The following is a 24,032-nucleotide window of genomic DNA, read 5'->3' as shown; positions in this document are numbered from 1 at the left end:
TGATCCGACAGCGATAACAAGAAAAGCGTCCTGACATGACCCGAACAGCCCGTGTGACAGACCCCTCCTACGAACTGATGGACGACCACAACGGGTTGTCCATCATCTACCGCCAGCACGGATTCCCCTGCCCGTTGGTGCGCTGGCATTTCCACAAGGAATACGAACTGCACCTGATCGTCGCCAGCTCCGGCAAAGTGTTCATCGGTGACTACATCGGTAACTTCTATCCGGAATCGCTGTTCCTCACCGGCCCCAACCTGCCCCACAACTGGATCAGCCAGGTGGCCGAAGACGAAGTGGTGCCCAAGCGCGACATGCTGGTCAATTTCACGGACGAGTTGTTCGACAGCGGCCACTTGGTGTTTGCCGAGCTCAAGACGCTGGCGCCGCTGTTGGAGCGCGCCCAGTACGGCATCGAGTTTCGCTGCAAGCGCACCATCCGCCAGGCCATGACTTTGATGCAGCGCATCGCCGACACCAAAGGCGTAACGCGCCTCGGGCACTTTTTCATTCTGCTGGAGTTGCTGGCGACCTCTGACGACTATCAGCTGCTGTCCGGGGCCACGACACCGCAATTGGCCGACGAGCACAATATCGATCGCACCAACCGGGCGGTGGATTACATCTTCGCCCATTACGCCCGTGAACTGCCGCTGGAGGAAGTCGCCGAGCACCTGGGCATGAAGCCGACTTATTTCAGTCGAGTGTTCAAGCAAGCCACCGGCCGCTGCTTCATCGAATTCGTCAATCGACTGCGCATCAGCAAATCCTGTGAGCTGTTGGCCGACGGTGACAAACCGGTAACCGATGTGTGTTTCGAATCGGGCTTCAACAATATTTCCAATTTCAATCGGCGCTTTCAGCAACTCAAGGGCATGACGCCATCGCATTACCGGCGGTTGGCGGTGCAGCGGTTGACTGAGCAAAATCAGCACTGACTTTGTAACACGGACGATCCCTGTAGCAGCTGCCGAAGGCTGCGTTCGACTGCGCAGCAGGCGCTAAACCTGCGACTCCATTACGCCAGGATCACCGCGTACTCTGCTCCAGCGAGAACTTCGTCCGAACGCGGCCCGACTCGAACGCAGCCTTCGGCAGCTGCTACCGGGCGCCAGGCGCCAAATCCTGCCTTTCCAGACTTCAGTGCAAAATAGTATCGATTCAAGTGCGATGGATGATTTGTCTCGCCATCAATAGAAGGCTGTAATCAGCGCACATTCTTCCTCCGCCGGAAGACACAAAAACAATAACTGTCCTTCTGTAACCCGCCGGGTGCAGAAAAGGAGTGCACGATGCAACCTTCTGTAAAAGCTCTGCTTGCCCTTACCTGCATGACCCTCAGCAGCGTCAGCCTCGGCGCCCAGACCCTGACCATCGCCACCGTCAACAACAGCGACATGATCCGCATGCAAAAACTCTCGAAAACCTTCGAGGCCGAGCATCCGGACATCAAGCTCAACTGGGTGGTGCTGGAAGAAAACGTCCTGCGCCAACGCCTGACCACCGACATCGCCACTCAGGGCGGGCAGTTCGATGTACTGACCATTGGCATGTACGAAGCCGCACTCTGGGGCACCAAAGGCTGGCTGGAGCCGATGAAGGACTTGCCGGCCAGTTACGCCCTAGACGACGTGTTCCCATCGGTGCGTGAAGGGCTGTCGGTCAAGGGTTCGCTGTATGCCTTGCCCTTTTACGCTGAAAGCTCCATCACCTATTACCGTACTGACCTGTTCAAGGAAGCCGGGCTGACCATGCCCGAGCACCCGACCTGGACCCAGATCAGCGAATTCGCCAGCAAACTCACCAATAAGGATAAAGAACAGTACGGCATTTGCCTGCGCGGCAAGGCCGGTTGGGGCGAGAACATGGCGCTGATCACCACCGTCGCCAATGCCTATGGTGCGCGCTGGTTCGATGAGCAGTGGAAGCCGGAATTCACCGGCCCCGAGTGGAAAAACGCGCTGAACTTCTACGTCGACACCATGAAGAAATCCGGCCCGCCGGGTGCATCGAGCAACGGTTTCAACGAAAACCTGGCGCTGTTCAACAGCGGCAAATGCGCGATCTGGGTCGATGCCAGCGTCGCCGGTTCCTTCGTCACCGACAAGACCCAAAGCAAGGTCAGCGACCACGTCGGCTTCACCTACGCACCGCACGAGACCACCGACAAGGGCTCGGCCTGGTTGTATTCCTGGGCGCTGGCCATTCCGACCAGCTCCAAGGCCAAGGACGCCGCGAAAACCTTCAGCGCCTGGGCCACTTCCAAAGAGTATGGAGCGTTGGTTGCCGAGAAAGACGGCATTGCCAACGTGCCGCCAGGTACTCGGGCCTCGACCTACAGCGAGGCCTACATGAGCGCCGCGCCATTTGCCAAGGTCACTCTGGAATCGCTGAAAGCTGCAGACCCGAGCAAGCCGACCCTCAAGCCCGTGCCGTATATCGGCATCCAGTTGGTGACCATCCCTGAATTCCAGGCCGTGGGCACCCAGGTCGGCAAGTTGTTCTCGGCAGCGCTGATCGGTCAGACCACGGTCGAACAGGCCCTGACCGCTGCCCAGTCAACCACCGAACGTGAAATGAAGCGCGCCGGTTACCCCAAGTAACCCCACAGTTTGATCTTCATTTGTCTGTTCCTTATCGGTTCTATCGCCATGAATATTTCAACTGCCAAAGCTCACATGGACATTCCCCAACCGGTGCGTAAAAGCCGGTTGGCCAACCCCGGCTGGTTTCTGGTCAGCCCCTCGGTGGCGTTGTTGCTGCTGTGGATGATCGTGCCGCTGGGCATGACCGTTTATTTCTCGCTGATCCGCTACAACTTGCTCTACCCCGGTGAGAACGAGTTCGTCGGGCTGGAGAACTTCAGCTACTTCCTCAGCGACTCGGGGTTCCTGCCCGGCGCCACCAACACCTTGTTGCTGGTCGGCAGCGTGCTGCTGATCAGCGTGGTGTTCGGCGTGTTGATCAGTGCGCTGCTGGAGGCCAGTGAGTTTCTCGGTCGCGGCATCGTGCGGGTGATGCTGATCTCGCCGTTTTTCATCATGCCCACCGTCGGTGCGCTGATCTGGAAGAACCTGATTTTCCACCCGGTCTCGGGGATTCTCGCCTACGTCTGGAAGCTGTTCGGCGCGCAGCCGGTGGACTGGCTGGCGCACTACCCGCTGCTGTCGATCATCATCATTGTGTCCTGGCAATGGTTGCCGTTCGCGATCCTGATCCTGATGACCGCCATGCAGTCCCTCGACCAGGAACAGAAGGAAGCCGCACGCCTCGACGGGGCCGGGCCGATTGCGATTTTCTGGCACCTGACCCTGCCGCACCTGGCCCGGCCGATTGCGGTGGTGGTGATGATCGAAACCATCTTCCTGCTCTCGGTGTTCGCCGAAATCTTCACCACCACCAACGGCGGCCCCGGCTACGCCTCGACCAACCTCGCCTACCTGATCTACAACCAGGCGCTGGTGCAGTTCGACGTCGGCATGGCGTCCGCCGGTGGCTTGATCGCGGTGGTGATCGCCAACATCGCGGCCATCGTGCTGGTGCGCATGATCGGCAAAAACCTGACAGACAAAGCCTGAGGCCTGCGCCATGACCCTTCAACAATCCCGCCGTCTGCAAAGCCTGCTGCTCGGCACCCTGGCCTGGGCCATCGCGATCCTGATCTTCTTCCCGATCTTCTGGATGGTGATGACCAGTTTCAAAACCGAAATCGATGCGTTCGCCACGCCGCCGCAGTTCATCTTCACGCCGACGCTGGAGAACTACCTGCACATCAACGAGCGCAGCGACTACTTCAGCTTCGCCTGGAACTCGGTGGTGATTTCCTTCAGTGCTACGGCGCTGTGCCTGCTGATCGCGGTGCCGGCGGCCTACTCGATGGCGTTCTACGAAACCAAACGCACCAAAGGCACGCTGCTGTGGATGCTCTCCACCAAGATGCTGCCACCGGTGGGCGTGCTGATGCCGATCTACCTGCTGGCCAAGAGTTTCGGCCTGCTGGATACGCGCATCGCGCTGATCGTGATCTACACGCTGATCAACCTGCCGATCGTGGTCTGGATGATTTACACCTACTTCAAAGACATCCCCAAGGACATCCTCGAAGCCGCGCGCCTCGACGGTGCCACGCTGTGGCAGGAAATGGTCCGGGTGCTGCTGCCGATTGCCAAGGGTGGCCTGGCGTCCACGGTGTTGCTGTCGCTGATCCTGTGCTGGAACGAAGCGTTCTGGTCCTTGAACCTGACCTCGTCGAAAGCCGCACCGCTGACCGCATTGATCGCCTCCTACTCAAGTCCCGAAGGTCTGTTCTGGGCCAAGTTGTCGGCGGTGTCGACGCTGGCCTGCGCGCCGATCCTGATCTTCGGCTGGATCAGCCAGAAACAATTGGTCCGCGGCCTGTCGTTCGGCGCCGTGAAATGAATATCCCTGTAGGAGTGAGCCTGCTCGCGATAGCGATGTGTCAGGCACCGATGATGTCGACTGACACGGCCCCATCGCGAGCAGGCTCACTCCTACAAAAAGCCTGTTCGGCTTAATCGAATAACAACATGCGGAGGCCCATCATCATGGCCAACCTGAAAATCAAGAATCTGCAAAAAGGCTTCGAAGGCTTTTCCATCATCAAAGGCATCGACCTGGAAGTGAACGACCGCGAGTTCGTGGTGTTCGTCGGCCCGTCGGGCTGCGGCAAATCCACGTTGCTGCGCCTGATCGCCGGCCTGGAAGAGGTCAGCGGCGGGACGATCGAACTGGATGGCCGCGACATCACCGAAGTCAGCCCGGCCAAGCGCGACCTGGCGATGGTGTTCCAGACCTACGCCTTGTACCCGCACATGAGCGTGCGCAAAAACATGTCGTTTGCCCTCGACCTGGCCGGTGTACCAAAAGCCGAAGTCGAGAAGAAAGTCGGCGAAGCGGCGCGCATCCTTGAACTCGGGCCGATGCTCGAACGTAAACCAAAACAGTTGTCCGGCGGTCAGCGTCAACGCGTGGCCATCGGCCGGGCCATCGTGCGCAACCCGAAGATCTTTCTGTTCGACGAACCACTGTCCAACCTCGACGCCGCCCTGCGGGTGCAGATGCGCCTGGAACTGCTGCGCCTGCACAAAGAACTCAAAGCCACGATGATCTACGTGACCCACGACCAGGTCGAAGCCATGACCATGGCCGACAAGGTTGTCGTACTCAATGGCGGAAAAGTCGAACAAGTCGGTTCGCCCCTGGACCTGTATCACCAGCCGGCCAATCTGTTTGTCGCCGGATTCCTTGGCACGCCGAAAATGGGTTTCCTCAAGGGCAAAGTCACCCGCGTCGAAAGCCAGAACTGCGAAGTGCTGCTGGACGCCGGCACCCGCATCACGTTGCCGTTGAGCGGCGCCAACCTGAGCGTCGGTGGCGCAGTCACCCTGGGGATTCGCCCGGAACATTTGAATCTCGCGCAAACCGGCGACTGCACCTTGCAGGTCACGGCGGACGTCAGCGAACGCCTGGGCAGCGACACCTTCTGCCACGTGGTGACCTCGTCCGGCGAAGCGCTGACCATGCGCGTTCGCGGCGACCTGGCGAGCCGTTATGGCGAGTCGCTCAGCCTGCATCTCGACGCTGAACACTGCCATTTATTCGATGCCGACGGCGTGGCGCTGACCCGCCCTCTACGCGCTGCGGCCTGATTTCGAGACCTTGTGATGAAACTCAATAAACAGAACCTCAACCGCCTCGCCCCCGAGGTGGTCCTGCCCGCCTATGCCCTGAGCGACACCCGCCAAGGCATCGCGCACATCGGCGTCGGCGGTTTCCATCGGGCGCATCAGGCGTATTACACCGATGCGTTGATGAATACCGGTGAAGGCCTGGACTGGGCGATTTGTGGCGTCGGCCTGCGCGCCGAAGACCGGCGCGCCCGAGACGATCTCAAAGAGCAGGATTATCTTTTCACCCTGTTCGAACTGGGCGATACCGACGACACCGAAGTCCGGGTGATCGGCGCGATTCGCGACATGCTGCTGGCCGAAGACGGCGCGCAAGCGCTGATCGACAAACTCGCCAGCCCCGAGATCCGTATCGTTTCGCTGACCATTACCGAAGGCGGCTACTGCATCGACGACAGCAACGGCGAGTTCATGGCCCAGCTGCCGCAGATCCAGCACGACCTGGCACACCCGAGCGCACCGAAAACCGTGTTCGGTTTTCTCTGCGCCGCGCTGGCTAAACGCCGTGCAGCTGGCACGCCCGCATTCACCTTGATGTCCTGCGATAACCTGCCGCACAACGGCGCGGTCACTCGCAAAGCGTTACTGGCGTTCGCCGCCCTGCGCGATACCGATCTGCGGGACTGGATCGCCAGCAACGTGAGTTTCCCCAACGCGATGGTCGACCGCATCACGCCGATGACCAGCACCGAACACAAGCTGCAACTGCACGACAAACACGCTATCGACGATGCCTGGCCGGTGGTCTGCGAACCTTTCGTGCAATGGGTGCTGGAAGACAAGTTCGTCAACGGCCGTCCGGCCTGGGAAAAGGTCGGCGTGCAGTTCACCGACGACGTCACGCCTTATGAAGAGATGAAGATCAAACTGCTCAACGGCAGTCATCTGGCGCTCACTTATCTGGGGTTTTTGAAGGGTTACCGCTTCGTCCACGAAACCATGAACGACCCGCTGTTCGTGCGCTACATGCGTGCCTACATGGACCTGGACGTGACCCCGCAACTGTCAGCCGTGCCGGGGATTGACCTGACCGAGTACAAAAACACCCTGGAGGCGCGCTTCTCCAACCAAGCGATTGCCGATCAGCTGGAGCGCGTGTGTTCGGACGGTTCGTCGAAGTTTCCGAAGTTCACCGTGCCGACGATCAATCGCTTGATTGCTGATGGACAGGAGACCAAACGAGCGGCATTAGTCGTAGCGGCTTGGGCGCTGTATTTGAAGGGCGTGGATGAGAACGGCGAAACCTACAGCATTCCTGATCCGCGGGCGGCGTTTTGTCAGGCGCTGGTGGCGGATGATGCGTTGATCACGCAGCGGTTGCTGACGGTTGAGGAGATTTTTGGAGCGGCGATTGCGCATTCGCCCGAGTTTGTGGCGGCGTTTGAGTGGTGCTGTAACAGCTTGCGCGATGTTGGGGTGTCGCGGACGCTGGAGCGGGTGCTTGCGGATGTTAGTTGAGTGTCAGCGGGAACCACCCCTCACCCTAACCCTCTCCCCAGGGGGTAGAGGGGACTGACCGAGTTGTTTTTTAGACATGCATCGACCTGAAAAATCGAGTCGAACTCTGGCTTGAAAAACACACAGATCGGCCCCCTTTCCCCCTCTCCCCACTGGGGAGAGGGCTGGGGTGAGGGGTGGTTTTCGGAACAGACTTGTATTCAACGTTTGGGACATTCTATGGCAACCCAACATTTATTCCTCGGCATCGACTGCGGCACCCAAGGCTCCAAAGCCATCATCCTCGACGCCGTCAGCGGTCAGGTGCTGGGCCAGGGAGCCGCCGCGCACAGCCTGATCAGTGGCGCCAATGGCCGCCGCGAGCAAGACCCCTCGCAATGGCTGGAGGCCTTCGCGCTGGCCAGCCACCGCGCATTGCTCGCGGCGAACGTCGACGGCCAGGACATCCTCGGCATCGGCGTTTCCGGCCAGCAACACGGGCTGGTGCTGCTCGACGATCAGGGCCAGGTGCTGCGTCCGGCCAAACTCTGGTGTGACACCGAATCCACCCCCGAAAACGACCGTCTGCTTGCCCATCTGGGTGGCGAAAAAGGCTCCCTGGAACGCCTCGGCGTTGTGATCGCGCCGGGCTACACCGTCTCCAAACTGCTCTGGACCCAAGAACAACACCCGCAGATTTTCGCTCGCATCGCGCGCATTCTGCTGCCCCATGACTACCTCAACTATTGGCTCACCGGCCGCAGTTGCAGCGAGTACGGCGACGCCTCGGGCACCGGCTATTTCAATGTGCGAACGCGTCAGTGGGATTTGCAGCTGCTGCGTGACATCGATCCCACCGGGCGACTGCAAGCCGCGCTGCCGGAGCTGATCGACGCTCATCAAGCCGTTGGCACGATCCTGCCAAGCATCGCCGAACACCTGGGCATCAACCCGAAGGCGCTGGTCTCCAGTGGCGGTGGCGACAACATGATGGGCGCCATCGGCACCGGCAATATCAAGCCCGGCGCTATCACCATGAGCCTCGGTTCTTCGGGGACGGTCTACGCCTATGCGGATCAACCGAAGGTCAGTCCGGACGCGTCAGTCGCAACGTTCTGCTCCTCCAGTGGTGGCTGGCTGCCGCTGATCTGCACCATGAACCTGACCAACGCGACCGGGGTAATTCGCGAGCTGTTCGAGCTGGATATCGAACAGTTCAACGACCTCGTCGCGCAAGCACCCATCGGTGCCGAAGGCGTGTGCATGCTGCCGTTCCTCAACGGCGAGCGCGTCCCCGCCCTGCCCCATGCCACCGGCAGCTTGCTGGGGTTGACGATGACTAACCTGACTCAGGCCAACCTGTGCCGCGCGGTGGTCGAAGGCACGACCTTCGGTTTGCGTTATGGGCTGGACCTGCTGCGCCAGAATGGCTTACAAAGCCGCAGCATCTGCCTGATCGGCGGCGGCTCGAAAAGCCCGGTGTGGCGGCAAATCGTCGCCGACATCATGAACACCCCGGTGATCTGCACCAAACAAAGCGAAGCCGCGGCCCTTGGCGCCGCGATTCAGGCGGCGTGGTGCAAGTCCTGGGATAACGGGCATGAAGACAGCCTGGAGGATCTATGCGAGCGTTGTGTGAAGCTCGATCCAGCCAGCGAAACCTTGCCGATCGCAGACAATGTGATGGCCTGTCAGCAGGCCTACGAACGCTATCAACAGCATGTCGCAACCCTTTAAAGAGTGAATAACTATGTACCTGGTGTGTGGCGAAGCGCTGTTCGATTTCTTCAGTGAAGACGATGCCAGCAGCCTGGCTTCAAAAGTGAATTTCAAGGCGATTGCTGGCGGCTCGCCGTTCAATGTTGCGGTGGGTTTGCGCCGTTTGGGAGTGGATGCGGCGCTGTTTGCCGGCCTGTCCACCGACTACCTCGGTCGGCGCTTGCAGCAGGTGCTGCAGGATGAAGGCGTGCGCCCGGATTACCTGGTGGATTTCGCTGCGCCTACGACGCTGGCGATGGTGGCCGTCGGGGCCAATGGTTCACCGCATTACAGCTTCCGGGGTGAAGGCTGCGCGGATCGGCAACTGAAAGCCGAGCACCTGCCGGAACTGGGACCTGAAGTACGCGGCCTGCACATCGGCTCGTTCTCGCTGGTGGTGCAACCGATTGCCGACACATTGCTGGCGCTGGTGCAGCGGGAAAGCGGCAAACGCTTGATCAGCCTTGATCCCAACGTGCGGCTCAATCCTGAGCCGAATATCGACCTGTGGCGTTCGCGGATTGCGACCTTGGTTGAGCTGGCTGACCTGATCAAAGTCAGCGATGAGGATTTGAGCCTGTTGTACCCCGAGCAGGATCCGCAACGGGTAATCGAAGGCTGGCTGCAGCATCGCTGTCAGTTGGTGTTTCTGACCCGTGGTGGCGAGGGGGCGACAGTGTTCAGCCGTATGCACGGCGCCTGGTCGGTGCCGGCGAGTTCAGTGAAAATCGCCGACACCGTGGGCGCGGGCGATACGTTCCAGGCGGCGGTGATTACCTGGCTGACGGAGCAGCAGCTGGATTCGGTTGAGGGCGTGCAATCGCTCGGCCGCGAGCAGATCGACGGGATGTTGAAGTTTGCGGTGCAAGCCGCGGCACTGACGTGCAGCAAGACCGGGCCGGACTTGCCATATCGCCATCAGCTGTAAATGCGCTGTGGCTGAAGGCCTCTTCGCGAGCAAGCCCGCTCCCACAGGTTGTGCGCTGAACCTGTGGGAGCGGGCTTGCCCGCGATGGCGTTCTGTCAGGCGCTACAACACCGAAAAGTTGTAACTCACAATCAACCGGGTCTCATCGACATCCCGGGCAAACTTCTCGTAGTTGGTCCGGTACGTCGCATTACGCAGTCGCAGGCTGACATCTTTGAACGTCCCGCTCTGCACCACGTACTTGAGCTCGCTGTCGCGTTCCCACTCCTTCCCTTCCTGATCACTGCCCAGCACCTTGATGTGGTCACCGTTCACATAACGGGTCAGGAAGCTAAGGCCATTGATGCCAATCGCCTTGAAGTCATAGTCATACCGCAATTGCCACGAGCGCTCCTGCGCAGCGGCAAAGTCGTTGACCTGAACATAGTTGACCAGGTACGGATTGGTCCCATCCAGATACGGCATCGAATTGTCGCCGTTCATGCGCTGCCAACCGGCGCTGAAAGTGTGGCCGCTGATGGCGTAAGCAAGCATGCCGCTCAGGGCACGGTTGTCGATGGAACCTGCACGCGCGGCGCCGCTGTCGGCACTCTTGAGCAGTCGAAGGTCAGCCTTGAGCACGCCCTCGCCCAACGGCTGGTTGGCCAGCAGACCGACGAAGTGCTGACGGTAGATGTCTTCCAGCTCGGCGTAGTGATATTGGCCGGTCAGGCGCTCGTTGATCTTGTAGTCGAAGCCGTACATGTCGAAATGATCGGCGGTGACGTTGCAGGCATAACGTTTGTTCTTGCAGTGCACGCGGATGTCCTGGGAGTCGGTGGAATCCCGGGCGGTGTACTTGTCCAGCCGCGCCGCCATAAAGGTCAGGTCCTTGACCTCTTTGGAAGTGAGCATTGCGCCGTTGAACATCGTCGGCAGCAACCGACCATCGTTGTACTTCAGCAGCGGCACGTCCGGCAGCAGTGCGCCGTACTTCAATACACTTTGCGAGAATCGCACTTTGGCGGTCAGGCCCAGTTTCGCGTATTCATCTTTCGACCCACGCGGATCCTGCCCCGTGGACGGCAGCAAACCGCTGTTGCTGCTGTCGGCGCTGGAGTCGAGCTTGAGCCCCAGCATGCCCAAGGCATCGATGCCGAAACCGACGGTGCCTTCGGTGTAACCCGATTGCAGATTGAGAATAAAACCTTGAGCCGACTCGTCACGTTTCGAAGCGCCCTGCTCGTTGGACGTGTGCCCATCCCGGAAGTCGCGATTGAAGTACACCGTGCGCGACTCGAGTTTCGCCGTGGTGTCGTCGATAAAACCGCTCGCGAAAGACGACCCGGTAAAACCGGCGCACAGGACTAAAGCGCCGAAGCCGAGTGACTGGCGCGCGGTGATGAGAGTAAAGGGGGGACGCATGAAAAAAAGCTCCAACAGTGCAGCGTTTGCGCAAGGCGCAATAAGCCAAAGAAATAGCCTTCGTCCCGGACAAGTAACTTGCCAGGATGAAGTGGACACACAGAAGTGAGCGGCGATGATGGCAGAAGGCTGTTACGGGCTACAGACGACTTTAGTCGGTAAATGACTGTTCGTTTCCTTGAACGAGGCGCTTTAATCCTGCACCATCCGCCCCAGCTTATTCAAAGGACGGAATTAAAGGCATGCTGGACGCGAACGCAACCCATATTTCCCTGACGCTGGAAGGCGTTTCCGTTGACCTTCAGGTACTTAGCTTCGTCGGTCGCGAAACCCTCAATCAACCGTTCTGTTTCGACATCGAACTGGTCAGCACGCGCCCCGACCTGAAACTCGAAGAGTTGCTGCACAAGCCCGGCTGCCTGACCTTCGGCGCCACCGGCAAAGGCATCATCCACGGTCTGGTGTACCGCATCGAGCAAGGCGACTCCGGCAAAAGCCTGACCCGTTACAGCATCAGCCTGGTGCCGCAACTCGCCTACCTGCGCCACAACCATGACCAGCAGATCTTCCAGCATTTAAGTGTGCCGAAGATCATCGCTCAGGTCCTCGAAGCGCGCGGCATCCTGGCCGACGCCTACAGCTTCCAGCTCGGCGCGATCTACCCGGAACGCGATTACTGCGTGCAGTACGACGAATCCGACCTGCATTTCATCCAGCGTCTGTGCGAAGAAGAAGGCATTCACTTCCACTTCCAGCACTCGTCCAGCGGTCACAAACTGGTGTTCGGCGATGACCAGACGGTGTTCCGCAAACTCGCGCCCGTTGCCTATCAGCAAGATTCCGGCATGGCCGCCGAGAAACCGGTGATCAAACGCTTCAACCTGCGCCTGGAAACCCGCACCACCCGCGTCAGCCGCCGCGACTACGACTTCGAGAAACCGCGCATCCTGCCCGAGGGCTCCGCCAAAAGCGCGTTCGCCCCGGACCTGGAAGACTACGACTACCCCGGCCGCTTCACCGACCGCGAACGCGGCAAGCAACTGGCAACCCGCGCCCTGGAACGCCACCGCAGCGACTACAAGCTTGCCGAAGGCAAAAGCGACGAGCCAACCCTGGTCAGCGGCCACTTCCTGGCCCTGAGCGAACACCCGCGCGCCGAGTGGAACGACCTCTGGCTGCTGCTGGAAGTGGTGCACGAAGGCAAACAGCCGCAAGTGCTCGGCGCAAACGTCACCAGCGACGTCACCCAGAACAAAGACGATTTCCACCAGGGCTACCGCAACCGCTTCCTCGCCACCCCGTGGGACGCGCACTTCCGCCCGGCCCTCGAACATCCGAAACCCAAAGTCCTGGGCAGCCAGACCGCCATCGTCACCGGCCCCAAGGGCGATGAAATCCATTGCGATAAATACGGCCGCGTCAAAGTCCAGTTCCACTGGGACCGCGAAGGCCAGGCCGACGACAACACCAGCTGCTGGCTGCGCGTCGCCACCGGCTGGGCCGGCAATGCCTACGGCGGCATCGCCATCCCGCGCATCGGCATGGAAGTGCTGGTGTCATTCATGGAAGGCGACCCCGACCAACCGCTGATCACCGGCTGCCTGTACCACAAGGAAAACGTCGTCCCGTACGACCTGCCGGCGAACAAGACCCGCAGCACTTTCAAGACCCTGAGTTCACCGGGTGGCAACGGTTACAACGAGTTTCGGATTGAAGACAAAAAAGGTGCGGAACAGATTTATCTGCACGCCCAGCGCGATTGGGATGAAAACATTGAGCACGACCAGAAGATTCGCATCGGCAACGAGCGACACGACACGGTCGAGGCCAATGTTTTCAGTGAGTTCAAGGTTGAAGAGCATCGGATTACCCACCTCGATCGTAAAACTGAAACGCGGGCGAATGATCACCTGACAGTTGCTGTGACTCAGCATGTAAAGGTGGGGACGGCGCAGTTTGTCGAGGCCGGTCAGGAGATTCACTACAACGCTGGGGAAAAGGTTGTGGTTGAGGGTGGCATGGAGCTGACGGCCAAGGCTGGCGGGAGCTTTGTGAAGGTGGATGCGGGGGGCGTGACGATCAGTGGCGCGCAGGTGAAGGTTAACTCGGGCGGCGGACCAGGTTCGGGGACGCCTGCTGCGCCGTTGTTGCCGGGGCCGATGAAGGTGGCGGATGCGGATAAGGCCGGCAAAGTCCCGATACCACTGCCCAAACGCCTGAACGAGTCCGGCATCACTCCGTTGTGCGGAAAACAGAGCAACGGCGCCTGCAGCCGTAAGGATTGCACATGCATGTAAAAGCGTTGAACGCCCTCCTCGCCGAACCCCGCCATTCGTTCGAGCAACTGCCGAGAGAACCGTCGAGCCAGACGCTGTGCTTCATCATCGATCGCACCCGCCAGCCTGAGGCCATGAGCCGCCTCTACCGTGTCGGCGAACCGATGAACTCCCAAGGCTTGTTCATCGGCACCGATTTCGCCGAGATCGCCGCTGACGGCCCCTTGTGGCTCAACGCGCCATGGGGCAGCCGCCTGGCCGCCGAAGCCGCAAAGCTATGTGAAGAAAACTTTTCCGGCATCGCCTTGACCACTGACGACCCAGTCAAAGCTTTGGCCCATGCACGCTGGCTGTTGCGCGCCAATGACGGCTCCGGCGGCCAAAGCCTGCTGAGCTACCACAAACCAAGCCTGTGGGCCGCACTGGCCTACACCGCTGGCGAAACCTCGCATCAACTCTTCGGACCTTGGCAACACGTCTACACCCCCGCCCCTGCTCATTTCGGTGCCGGCAACGGTAATTGGTTGAGCTGGCGTCCAGTCTCGGAACTCGAATGGCTGGGCGACGTCTCAGCGTTCAACATCCCGGACGATGCACCAAAGGTTCAAGAGCGATTGGGTTGGGTCTATTGGGTCGATGAGCAATACGCCGCATTTGGCGAGCCGACTGACGAAGAGCTGCCCAATGTCGCAGAAAACCTTGATGTGCTGGTCAATCACAACATCTACGAAGGCCGGCATTTGCTCAAGCTGGCCCACATCGCCAATGGCCCGCTGCTCGAAACACAGCCCCAGGCCATGGCCATCCTGCAATCCAGGGAAGAGTCGTTCATCAAGGTTGAACAGCTGAAGCAACTCGCTACCAGCGCCGCCTGATGAACCCGTCCGCGTAACGAATGAATGGAAGCATTTATGGAATCCAATACCAGCGCTGTACCCAAGGCCGACTTATCTACTCCCGCCACACAGCCATTGGCAGGCGCCGCCTCCGTCAAAAAACAGCCAGCTCAGGAACTAGATCCGCAGCCGGAAGCACCTCAAAGCTGCTCGAACGCTTTCGACAAGGTAAAAACGCCCTGCTCGACGACTTATGGCGAAGTGATTTACGCCACGAAAGAAAAAATGTTCTACCTGTTGCCCGAAAAAGCGGCGAGTTCCATTAAAGAAGCGATGAATGAGCTGGAACAGCATGTCAGTGCCAGCAAATCGCCGGAGGAACGGCTGAAAGGGATGAATGCAACGGGATTGCTGGAGTACTTTCTGGAACCCAAGCTGACAAACTTCCTGAAAGGTGAACAACAAAGCAGGATGCTGGAGATTGAGGCGCAAGAGCCAGATATCGCGCAGCCGACTATGGCAATGCGCTTGAAGGCAGTTAGCAGAGAAGCCGCAAATGCAGCCCAGCTCGACAAAATGCCTGACCAATCCGATTACTCCCGCAATCGTGAACTGGCCAACCAGCAACAGGACAGCTTGCTTGAAGCCAACAATCAGGGACAAAAGCTACAGAAGCTTTATCACGAGTGGACGAAGCTGAAAAATATCGCTGTCGCTCAAGCTAAGGAAGAAGGTTACTTCTATGAAAGTGGCAACCTGTTCTCGCCCGGCGCTATAGAGGCACGCAAACGCGTACAGACCTATCTGAAGGCTCGCCAAGCCCTTACGGTGAGCGGAAAGCTGACCACGTTGAAGGAAGAAGACTTCAAGAAAAACAAGAAGGCTTATGCCGACGCTACCAACTGCGTAATCGACGGCAAAGCTCGCATGTGCAGTTACTTGGAAGGCGTCGCCAGTGAGCGCAAAAAAGTCGAAAAAGACTTCGCCGCCTATATCGATTCGATTTTGAAGGTTGCAGATTACGGCTTGGCATTGCCGGAGTTCGCATTCATTCCAGACACCGGAGACATTAGCGCTGGGGTCGAGAAGTTCAAGTCGTATCTTGAGATGGAGCAACAGCAAACAAAACTCAGTGAGCAGATTCGGTCGAAATATAAAGCTTGGATCGACGCGAGCGGTCAAAACGTCGCCGCGCCCGCAGGCATCGTGGAGGCAGAGGAAGCTGAATGGCAGCGTATTCAACAGGCTCGTTTCCAGCTTCGGGAAGACGCTGAAGCTGCCGTCGCTGCTGCATTGCCACTACGACATCTGCTTTGGGAACCTGAACAGTTCCAGCCAAAGCCTGAAGAGCGCCTGGTCAAGGCGGGTTTTCCGCTGCGGGAGGTTGCCCTTTTCAACAGTCCGAACTCGGCCTTGAAACACTTGAGTCTTCTGAACCTGGAAGGCATCGAAAAATCGTTGAAGAAAGACTGGAGTGAAGTCGGCGCCAGTGCAAAGAAAGGACTGAGTAAGGCCCCCGGTGATAGCACTGCTAAAGCGGGAACTGATACCGAAGACAACCCCTTCCATGAGTGGCTACGCCTACAAGGCGCCGTCGCCATCAAGGACCAACAAAGTAACTGGTTTGACGAAAAGGGTTGGTTTGATGTTGAAATCTTTCACACCTACCTGAAATCGAAAAACTATAAAGTCGACACATTGGATGACGAAGGTGCACGCAAAGCCTGGGGCTTGCGCCTGCGCCAGCTTCTATTCAAAGAAGAGGTCCGAAGCTCCCTTCGACTGTTCGACAATAGCCCGCAAGCGCAATTGGTTCGGTGTCTGACACCACCTCAATCGTCAATCCATGTCTCTGCAAAGGTCACCGGCCCTAGTTTCAGCGTGGCGGATAACTTCAAGGCGTCTGCCAAAGCAGAAGTGAGCTTAGGTATCGACCTCGCTCGTGGCGAAGTCGAGTTGATGAAACTGGATCTTCCGGGCAGAGATCAGGCCAAAGACATCCTGATTCCGTACCTTGATTACGAGAAAAATCGCAAAAACTTGAATCTTGGCAGGTTCTCCCTTCACTTAGGTGCCAGAGCTTGGGGCTATACCGGCGCATCCCTACTCCTTTCATCCAGCGTGCAGCTAGGACGAGCCAACGTACAAGGCGGCCTGAATCTTCCAGAAATCCAGGACGCCAAACGGCCAGAAACCTCTAAAGCAACAGCCGCAACGGTACGTAGTGGGCAAGAACTTACCGGGGACGCAGCGAAAGTCAGGATCGAAGACGCTGGTAAAGCGGAATTCAACCTGTTCGCCGGTGTACAGGCAGGGATCTTGTTGACCGGTGCGTTGAACTGGGCACCTCCCAAAGAAATCGCGGCCCTGCGCACCCCACCTGCACCGGGAATGGCAAACAGTGCAAACAACGCGAAAACCAGTCAATGGTTCAGCTTGGCGCGACTGACAGCAGGCTTCACCGCTGCATACGGCTTGGGGGTAAATGCCGATGTCGCCATTTCTCTGAACGAAGGCCGCTTTATCATGCGGTTCAAGGCATCGCTCATCGTCGGGCCGGGGGCTGGTGGAGAATTCCAGTTCGAAGTGGGCTACGACGGTGTCACTGACCTGATCAACTTGCTACGCCGCGAAATGCATAAAAACCAGGATAAATCCCTGATATTTGTGACCGATGAGGCAGCCGACTATATCGATAAACTAAACTTCCTCGGTGCTGCCGGCATGGAAGTCGCCATGGTTTATATGGTGGGTATTGATATGGTGATGTCATTGTATGAGGTGTTGACTGGTGGTGGTCGTGGTGGATCTATTGCTCACACTATCATGACATACCGTAATCAGGCGGAACTTGAGCAATGGGTAGTAACGGCTACTCCCGGCGCTCTGGGGCCAATGTTGATGACACTCATCAGTGCGGCAAGCGCCTTCAAAATTGCGGTGGGAACGTCAACTAGTGGAACCGTACAGAGTCAAGCAAATGAATATAGCCATGACCAATCGCACCTACTTCAACAAAAAGCCATTGAACGAATTTTAGGTTGGATCGTGAACCGTGCAAAACAAGACGGCTCCATATCCAAAGCTCAAAGTCAGTTTGTAGAAGCATGCATGTGCATGAATAGATTCGGCACCAAAGAAATCAATTACAACCAATATTACTGCGAGAATCGACTCCATTTGGATAACTTCATGGGGGAAGCAGTTATGAGACTTCAAGATCGTACGGGAGACGAAGTTCGATCCCGATATAAGTCTCACGCCAGTTTGCTAGGCCAAAGGCTCGACGGATACTGCACTCGAATCAAACACTACGGGCGAACATATCTACCAGGCGGACAAGCATCCTATACTGGGCCAGACGGCCAGGCCAAATGAAGGAATACAAGATGCATTTCAAACACTTAATAACCACAGCACTTATGGCTCTGGCAATTACAGCTCACGGTGCTATCAATCTTACAGCTTCTCAACAATCTGCAAAAGAAAAAGGCATAACACTATACAACCAATACAAGCCGTCTGAACCGGAGTTGCGAATTGCCGCTGAAGCAGGCGATGCCGAAGCACAGTTTTATCTAGCTGAAGAACTTCGTCAAAAAAGCCAGTACATTACTCCTGAAGCAACAAAGTGGTTCGAAGCGGCGAGCGCTCAAGGAAATCTTTACGCGATGCTTAGACTCGCTCGATCAGAAGGGGACCTATGCGCAACGATGAACAATTGTTCCCCAGGAAAAAAAACACCTGCGGAATGGCTGAAACAAGCTAGAGAACTAGCAGCATCGAAAGCTAGCAAAGGTGACGCAGAGGCAGCATACGTAATGTATCTCGCGACCGCTGAACTTGAATGGCTTGAAAAGTCCGCCGAATCTGGCTATGCACTTGGTCAGTGGCTATTGGCCACCCGATACAAGGAGGGTGACGGTTCATTTCTCCTGCCTTGGAAACGCGCTGAAGCAGTTGAACACTGGGCAAAGGAATCTGCCATAGGTGGAAACCCCAAAGGGATGATGGAGTACGCCGCAATACTTTTCGAAAAAGGTGACGCAGAAGGATTTCGTCATTGGAACGAACAAGCCGCACTAGTAGGTTACGCCACAACTGTATACGGATATGGGTCGGATCTTGCTCATGAACCTGATACGTATGGTTTTCCCTACGATGTAGTCAAGGGATATGCTCTTATTTATCTTTTAAAAGAGTTGGACGGTGGAGGCGGCATGGACGCTAACGTCAACGACAAGCTACCCAAGATAGCTAAAAAAATGACTCCGGAGCAAATTGACGAAGCCAAGAAGTTTGCAAAAGAATGGAAAAACACTCATCCGCCACTTTCATTTTATCCTGACAAACTTGGATACTGAGAGACCAATAGCTTGACGACTAGAGCTCAGTTGCGGGGCGACTTTTCCTGAAGTAATTATTTTTTGCAGATATATCGCCGACTTTATCGCCGGCGCTTATAGTAAAAGTGAGTCGCAAGTGCCTATGAAACGTCTCCGAATAACAGCGCTGTTCGTACTATTTTTTTCAGGCTCTTCATGCGCAGACCTCACCGTTGTTGAGCAAGCAGCAAAAACTCGGGGATTGATGCTGTTCAATCAATATAAAGGTGCCCAACCCGAATTGCGGATTGCAGCAGAAGGCGGAGATGCAGAGGCTCAATTCTATTTGGCCGAAGAACTGCGTAAAGAAAAGCAATATATCTCTACCGAAGCCTATAAATGGTATGAGGCTGCCGCTGAACAAGGTGATCTTTACGCAATGATCCGACTTGGCAGGAGTTACAGCGATCTATGCAGGACCATGAACAATTGCCCAAGTGGAAAAAAGAAACCAGAGGAATGGTTGGCAGAAGCGACAACGATCGCACAAGAAAAAGCTGATCAAGGTGACGCTGAATCACTATATATAATGTATGAATTAACAGCCGACCGGAAATTGTTAGAAAAATCTGCTAATGCTGGAAGCCCCGTCGCGCAATATCGGATGGCTATCGGTGACCGTCAAGGAGAAGGTTTTTTGCTACCTTGGAAGCGCCAGCAATCGGTTGAGACTTGGTTTTTGGCCTCCGCAAAAGGCGGAAACCCTAAAGCAATGATGCAGCTCTTTGGAATATACCGAGAAAAAGGAGATCTAGAACAGGCCCGATATTGGGTAGAGCAAGCGGCTTCTACTGGATATGAATCCGGCGTTTATAACTATGGCTATTTTCTGGCTGTCGAGCCTAATACATTAGGCTTTACGATGGATAAAACTAAAGGCTACGCATTAATTTCGCTATTGAAAGAACTAGGCGGCGGAGGAACTGCTCAGGTTGACGTCGAAGAAACGCTACCGCAAATAGCAAAAGATATGCCCCCCAAAGAAATTGAACTTGCAATGCAGCTTGCTAAAAAATGGAAAAATGAGCATCCCCCGCTGTCTTTTTATCCTGAAAAAATCGATTTCTAATATCAGCCTCCATCCATAGGAGTTTCAGCGTGTTTAATCTTGCCCTTGGAAGGAAGCTAGATAGCCTATCTCTGAGATGTGAAATGAAAAAAATCATTATTGGTGCGTTACTTATTTCAGCTTTATCAGGCAACGCAAACGCACACCTTACTCCGGATGAGCAAGCTGCCAAATCGCGAGGAATCTTGCTATTCAATCAATATAAAAATGCGCAACTTGAGTTGCGTATTGCAGCTGAAGCTGGAGATGCAGAAGCACAGTTTTATTTAGCCGAAAGGCTACGCAAAGAAAAGCAGTTTATGACCGCCGAAGCTCAAAAGTGGTACGAGGAATCAGCAAACCAAAATAACGTTTATGCGATGATTCAGCTCGGACGAAGTGAAGATAATCTTTGCGTCAACATGGGCAACTGCCCTGCAAGTACAAAAACACCGGCGCAATGGTTGAAACACGCGCTAGATTTGACGAAACCTGTTGCTGAAAGTGGTGACCCCGAAGCGATGTACTTAATGTATGAACTAACACTTAAGGAGGAATGGCTTGAGAAATCTGCAAATTCTGGATATGCATTAGCTCAATACTGGATGGCAATTGGAACTCGGCAAGGAGACGGTTTTTTCTTGCCGTGGAAGCGGCATGAGGCAGTTGGAAACTGGTTGAAACTATCTGCAGAAGGAGGATACCCGCCTGCAATGATGGAATACGCTGCGTTTATTTATGAAGACCAAGGTGATTTAACAGTCGCTCGCCATTGGATTGTCGAAGCAGCTAAAAAGGGGTACAAGTCAGGCGTCAGCAGTTATGGCGCATATTCGGCCCACTCACCATCGCTTTACGACTTCCCATTAGATAGGGTTAAAGGTTATGCGTTAACCTCGCTACTATCTGAACTTGACGGAGGCGGAGATGTACAGGTCTACGTAAATGAAACCCTTCCGGAAATTGCCGAAAAAATGACATCGGATGAAATTTCAGAAGCTAACGAATTTGCAAAAAACTGGAAAGCGACTCATCCACCCCTGTCGTTTTTCCCGGAAAAGTTGAGCCGTTAACATTGATTAAGAACTGGCCACAGTGGCTGCAGGCGAAAGACCTTGTTCGCGACGAGAAGCTGCCGCTGGGGATCGCGATGAGGCAGCTTTCGGAATGAGCATTACGCTTGACTCACCTGCGCAACGCCGTTGGTGTCGTCGCAGTCTTGTCATTGTTTTTTTTAGTTCTTCTACTTCCTACTATTGGCTTCTATCTTTATAGAGTACTGCGTACACCTGGTGGCGCGTTGATCTCGCATAATTACACAGACAAACCAATAGGAACTTCTCCGCATGAGCCTGACAATGAATACGTCTCGGCAACGTCGATGGAACCGGCGCATCCTGATCATTACCGTTCTGATTCTGCTGGTACCTGCCTTGGGTTTTTATCTTTACAAGCTAATCCGCACACCAGGTCCAGCATTAATGTCCCACAACTATACGGATCGACCCGTTTTTAGTTACTGGGTCAATGATAACTGGGGTGGAAACGGCGGCGTCACCTGCTGTTGGCATTTGGATGGATCAGTCGCGAAGGTTGTCTGGATCCTCGATATGACACGTAAACAGCAGTTAGAGGGAGCGGTAGAAGAGCGTCATGAAATAACGGTCCCCATGCCTCCGCGCAAATCGGGCGACGATACGTTGCATGTGTATTTTTTTCCCGATAATCGTGTCGAGTTGATATGGGCCTCAACGATGCTGAGTCCGTTGCACTACCCGAACGGAGTTCCCGCCGGTGACAATATTAATGAACAAGGAAGTCGTCTATGAGTAGTCCGGCCAATCTCGACAACGCCCAAGCAATCAGCGCTCGCTCAAGTGCAGCAGCCGGAACCAAAAATACTGCGGCGCTACCCTGCAACGCGTCATTGCATATTGGTTTCTTTTTCGATGGTTTTGGCCGCAACCTCGAGGATGACTTATGAGAGGATCGGCTGAGCAATGTGGGTCGATTATTTTTGGCCCACCCTTATGACCAAACAACTCCTCCTACCGTGATGAGTCAGATGCCGCAAACTCAAACCACCATCAAGTACTTCCTGGTGCGAGAGTTCGACAGCCCCGATCTCACCAAAACCAAAGGTATGGCTCCGGATTACCTGGAGCAGATCAAAGGCTGACTCTGCACAGTTCACAAACAAGCCAGGCTCCCACAAGAGCCTGGCTTGTTTGTGAAAGTGTGGCGTCAGACCGGAGCCTTCCACCCCATCATCTGCTGCTGCGCAACCAGCAGCAAATCGGACCCATCCTGCGTCAGCAAATAAAGCGCGTGAGTAATGTGCGGAATATCTTGAACATCACCGTTCTTGAAACACTGGCAATGAAGCGTTTCGAGTAACTGGCTAGCGGCTCGGACACGCTGTAAAGCGGCTTCGAGAATGTCTTGGGGATCGGCCTGTGTATCGATGACCATTGGGTTTGAGTCAGTAACGCTGCTTTTGATTGAGCGATAGCGATCGGGAAATGGATTTAGCGTTGGCATAGTAATTACTCGAGCATTAATTAGTAATCGCCAGCACCGTGACCAAACGATGGAGGCGGCTGTGTACAGGCTTGGTCAACCGCTAACACTCAAAACGGCTCGCCCGAAAGCGTCCTGCACACAGCCACCATTGCAACGCACTACGAGACGTAGAAGTCCGCAGCGCGAATGATGGCACATATGTGCAGTGTTAATCAGGTGACCAAACCTGTTCGCTGATTTTGCAGCGACGCCAAACAGTAAGCGTTAGTGACCGGCAGGCGAAAGACGACAAAGAGTCCGAGCGTGTAGGAACTCGCCGAACCTCCCTCAGTTTTTTTACCTACATGAAACCTCTGACAGAAACCTCCTCACGACAGGCGGCATTCAGTCGGGTTAACCATCGCTTAACCCCGCGGTCCAAAACTTTACTGGACCGCACGCCCTCAGAGTTCTCTGACGCCCAGTGCGGCAGGTTCGACGCCTTAACGTCGAGCTGACTTTAAGCCTGCATCGGAGATCGTTCATGAACATGCGCACCTTGCTGATCACCACCGCCCTCGCCTGCACCGCGTTTGCCGGCCTGGCCCAGGCCAATGACACTTCGAGCTCCCAGGCGGTGCCGTACCACTACGGTATGCCGCTGCACGTGGGCAAGGTCATTACCTTGACCGAACCGTCGACGCTGGACTGCAAAGTGGTCACAGCCGATATGAAGTACATCGATAGCACCTCGGGCAAGCCTGCGGAAATCTCCTATCGGAAGCTTTCCGACGCTTGCAGTTATCAAAACTGACGGAAAGGTCTGATTCAATACTTTGCGGTATTCCTGTGAGGGGTTCTGGCGCTATGCTCTAGCGCCTCCCCCCACTGCCGCAAGGATTCGCCATGCAGTTATCGTTTCGTGCCTTGTCGACCTTCACTTCCCTTCTGTGTTTTGTGCTGGCCCTGGTTTGGGGTTTGATGCCCGACTGGTTGCTGTCAATCTGGAGCATCGAATACTCGTTAGCGGTTGGTGTTGTCGCGCGGCGCAGTGCAATGCTGTTTGCGGCATTGGGTGTGATGTTTTATCTGGTTCGAAACGAGTCGCCTTCGATCACCCGCCATGCGCTGAGCAATGGCTTCATGGTCGGCTGCTGGGGGCTGACAGCACTGGGCTTCGGCGAATGGCTCAATGGCCATGCCGGTCCGGGGATTTTGCTTGCGGTGGTGTTCGAACTGGCGCTGGGTCTGGCATTTCTCCAGACCCAGCGCGTGTCGATGGAACTCGAAACCGTGGGTTAAAGCGCTTTTCTGTCTGGATGCAGGGTCTGGGCAATGGTTTGGCGCTGCATGTCAGAGCGCAGTCCAGCAATCAGGTCATTGATTTCCCGGCAACCATTCAGCTGTTTGGCATTTATTCCTGTTTTCATTAGATCGAGGTGATCGGTTTCACGATCGGAATACACCTTGACGGTCATCGACAGGTCCGGCGACAGCGTGCATTGACAACGTTTCGGCAAAAAACTGCTTTCAATGATATTGCGAAGTTCCAAGGCAGAAAGAAACATGACGACCCTCTCCTTAATGTGAGACTGCCAATCAACGATCGACACTGACTCAATGAAATCCCTGGTCAGCTTAAGACCAGCTACAGCATAAAACATGCCTTGGATTTCGCACTGCAGCTCATCGGTAAATCAACGATTTAGCGAAACCGCGCGTAAATAGCCCATGCAATATGCAAGAA

21 protein-coding genes are annotated in these 24,032 nt (G+C 55.8%); 18 read left to right on the top strand and 3 right to left on the bottom strand.

Features of this window, described 5'->3' with window-relative positions; translation table 11 throughout:
- Nucleotides 1-35 precede the first annotated feature (35 nt).
- From QF010_RS08140 to QF010_RS08105, 8 genes are all read left to right on the top strand, one after another.
- Nucleotides 36-941 carry an AraC family transcriptional regulator gene (locus QF010_RS08140; protein ID WP_056740114.1) on the top strand — a complete coding sequence of 302 codons (906 nt, stop codon included), beginning with the start codon at nucleotides 36-38 and terminating at the stop codon, nucleotides 939-941.
- 354 nt (nucleotides 942-1,295) lie between these two features.
- On the top strand, nucleotides 1,296-2,606 hold the full coding sequence (locus tag QF010_RS08135; RefSeq protein WP_429532844.1) for an ABC transporter substrate-binding protein: 1,311 nt from the start codon (nucleotides 1,296-1,298) through the stop codon (nucleotides 2,604-2,606).
- A gap of 48 nt (nucleotides 2,607-2,654) precedes the next feature.
- Nucleotides 2,655-3,581 carry a carbohydrate ABC transporter permease gene (locus QF010_RS08130; RefSeq protein WP_046055095.1) on the top strand — a complete coding sequence of 309 codons (927 nt, stop codon included), beginning with the start codon at nucleotides 2,655-2,657 and terminating at the stop codon, nucleotides 3,579-3,581.
- Between the two features lie 10 nt (nucleotides 3,582-3,591).
- Nucleotides 3,592-4,422: a carbohydrate ABC transporter permease gene (locus QF010_RS08125; RefSeq protein WP_033055010.1), complete on the top strand. Its 831-nt coding sequence runs from the start codon at nucleotides 3,592-3,594 to the stop codon at nucleotides 4,420-4,422.
- Between the two features lie 146 nt (nucleotides 4,423-4,568).
- Nucleotides 4,569-5,672: an ABC transporter ATP-binding protein gene (locus QF010_RS08120; protein ID WP_429532843.1), complete on the top strand. Its 1,104-nt coding sequence runs from the start codon at nucleotides 4,569-4,571 to the stop codon at nucleotides 5,670-5,672.
- A gap of 15 nt (nucleotides 5,673-5,687) precedes the next feature.
- Complete coding sequence (locus QF010_RS08115; RefSeq protein ID WP_429532842.1) at nucleotides 5,688-7,169, top strand: mannitol dehydrogenase family protein; 1,482 nt, start codon at nucleotides 5,688-5,690, stop codon at nucleotides 7,167-7,169.
- A 219-nt stretch (nucleotides 7,170-7,388) separates the two neighbouring features.
- Nucleotides 7,389-8,885 (top strand): xylulokinase, encoded by a 1,497-nt coding sequence (xylB, locus tag QF010_RS08110; RefSeq protein ID WP_429532841.1) that lies wholly within the window; start codon nucleotides 7,389-7,391, stop codon nucleotides 8,883-8,885.
- Nucleotides 8,886-8,898: 13 nt separating this feature from the next.
- Nucleotides 8,899-9,834, top strand: a complete 936-nt coding sequence (locus tag QF010_RS08105; RefSeq protein ID WP_429532840.1) for a carbohydrate kinase family protein — start codon at nucleotides 8,899-8,901, stop codon at nucleotides 9,832-9,834.
- Between the two features lie 102 nt (nucleotides 9,835-9,936).
- Here the strand turns inward: QF010_RS08105 and QF010_RS08100 are convergent, their stop codons facing one another.
- Complete coding sequence (locus QF010_RS08100) at nucleotides 9,937-11,238, bottom strand: OprD family porin (RefSeq protein ID WP_429532839.1); 1,302 nt, start codon at nucleotides 11,236-11,238, stop codon at nucleotides 9,937-9,939.
- A gap of 242 nt (nucleotides 11,239-11,480) precedes the next feature.
- On the opposite strand from QF010_RS08100, the gene QF010_RS08095 reads away from it, so the two are divergent.
- The 8 genes from QF010_RS08095 to QF010_RS08060 all read left to right on the top strand — a co-directional run bounded on the left by QF010_RS08095 (nucleotide 11,481) and on the right by QF010_RS08060 (nucleotide 21,767).
- On the top strand, nucleotides 11,481-13,535 hold the full coding sequence (locus QF010_RS08095) for a type VI secretion system Vgr family protein (RefSeq protein ID WP_429532838.1): 2,055 nt from the start codon (nucleotides 11,481-11,483) through the stop codon (nucleotides 13,533-13,535).
- On the top strand, nucleotides 13,526-14,389 hold the full coding sequence (locus QF010_RS08090) for a DUF4123 domain-containing protein (RefSeq protein ID WP_429532837.1): 864 nt from the start codon (nucleotides 13,526-13,528) through the stop codon (nucleotides 14,387-14,389). Before QF010_RS08095 ends, QF010_RS08090 begins: the two co-directional genes overlap by 10 nt.
- 36 nt (nucleotides 14,390-14,425) lie before the next feature.
- On the top strand, nucleotides 14,426-17,728 hold the full coding sequence (locus QF010_RS08085) for a hypothetical protein (protein WP_429532836.1): 3,303 nt from the start codon (nucleotides 14,426-14,428) through the stop codon (nucleotides 17,726-17,728).
- A gap of 11 nt (nucleotides 17,729-17,739) precedes the next feature.
- Complete coding sequence (locus QF010_RS08080) at nucleotides 17,740-18,714, top strand: tetratricopeptide repeat protein (protein ID WP_429532835.1); 975 nt, start codon at nucleotides 17,740-17,742, stop codon at nucleotides 18,712-18,714.
- 124 nt (nucleotides 18,715-18,838) lie between these two features.
- Nucleotides 18,839-19,804: a tetratricopeptide repeat protein gene (locus tag QF010_RS08075; protein ID WP_429532834.1), complete on the top strand. Its 966-nt coding sequence runs from the start codon at nucleotides 18,839-18,841 to the stop codon at nucleotides 19,802-19,804.
- Nucleotides 19,805-19,887: 83 nt separating this feature from the next.
- A complete protein-coding gene (locus tag QF010_RS08070; protein WP_429532833.1) occupies nucleotides 19,888-20,856 on the top strand; it encodes a tetratricopeptide repeat protein in 969 nt (322 codons plus the stop codon).
- Nucleotides 20,857-21,129: 273 nt separating this feature from the next.
- Nucleotides 21,130-21,612: a DUF3304 domain-containing protein gene (locus QF010_RS08065; RefSeq protein WP_429532832.1), complete on the top strand. Its 483-nt coding sequence runs from the start codon at nucleotides 21,130-21,132 to the stop codon at nucleotides 21,610-21,612.
- The gene (locus QF010_RS08060) at nucleotides 21,609-21,767 is read left to right on the top strand and encodes a hypothetical protein (RefSeq protein ID WP_429532831.1); all 159 of its coding nucleotides are present in this window, start codon (nucleotides 21,609-21,611) and stop codon (nucleotides 21,765-21,767) included. The genes QF010_RS08065 and QF010_RS08060 overlap by 4 nt, the downstream gene beginning before the upstream one ends.
- Nucleotides 21,768-22,027: 260 nt before the next feature.
- On the opposite strand, the gene QF010_RS08055 is transcribed toward QF010_RS08060, so the two are convergent.
- Nucleotides 22,028-22,324 carry a hypothetical protein gene (locus QF010_RS08055; RefSeq protein WP_429532830.1) on the bottom strand — a complete coding sequence of 99 codons (297 nt, stop codon included), beginning with the start codon at nucleotides 22,322-22,324 and terminating at the stop codon, nucleotides 22,028-22,030.
- Between the two features lie 505 nt (nucleotides 22,325-22,829).
- Here QF010_RS08055 and QF010_RS08050 point away from each other — a divergent pair.
- Together QF010_RS08050 and QF010_RS08045 are read left to right on the top strand one after the other, a co-directional pair.
- A complete protein-coding gene (locus tag QF010_RS08050; protein WP_046047138.1) occupies nucleotides 22,830-23,099 on the top strand; it encodes a DUF2790 domain-containing protein in 270 nt (89 codons plus the stop codon).
- 92 nt (nucleotides 23,100-23,191) lie between these two features.
- Nucleotides 23,192-23,587: a hypothetical protein gene (locus QF010_RS08045; protein ID WP_429532829.1), complete on the top strand. Its 396-nt coding sequence runs from the start codon at nucleotides 23,192-23,194 to the stop codon at nucleotides 23,585-23,587.
- Here QF010_RS08045 and QF010_RS08040 read toward each other — a convergent pair.
- Entirely contained in the window at nucleotides 23,584-23,853 is a 270-nt protein-coding gene (locus QF010_RS08040; protein WP_033055035.1) for a DUF1652 domain-containing protein, read from the bottom strand. The two genes, QF010_RS08045 and QF010_RS08040, sit on opposite strands and share 4 nt — an antisense overlap.
- Nucleotides 23,854-24,032: the final 179 nt, after the last annotated feature.

Origin of the sequence: Pseudomonas silensiensis (assembly GCF_050434865.1) — a bacterium.
Taxonomy (GTDB): domain Bacteria; phylum Pseudomonadota; class Gammaproteobacteria; order Pseudomonadales; family Pseudomonadaceae; genus Aquipseudomonas; species Aquipseudomonas fluorescens_W.
The sequence above is the reverse complement of the archived record's forward strand: the minus strand, read 5'-3'. Positions and strand labels throughout refer to the sequence as shown.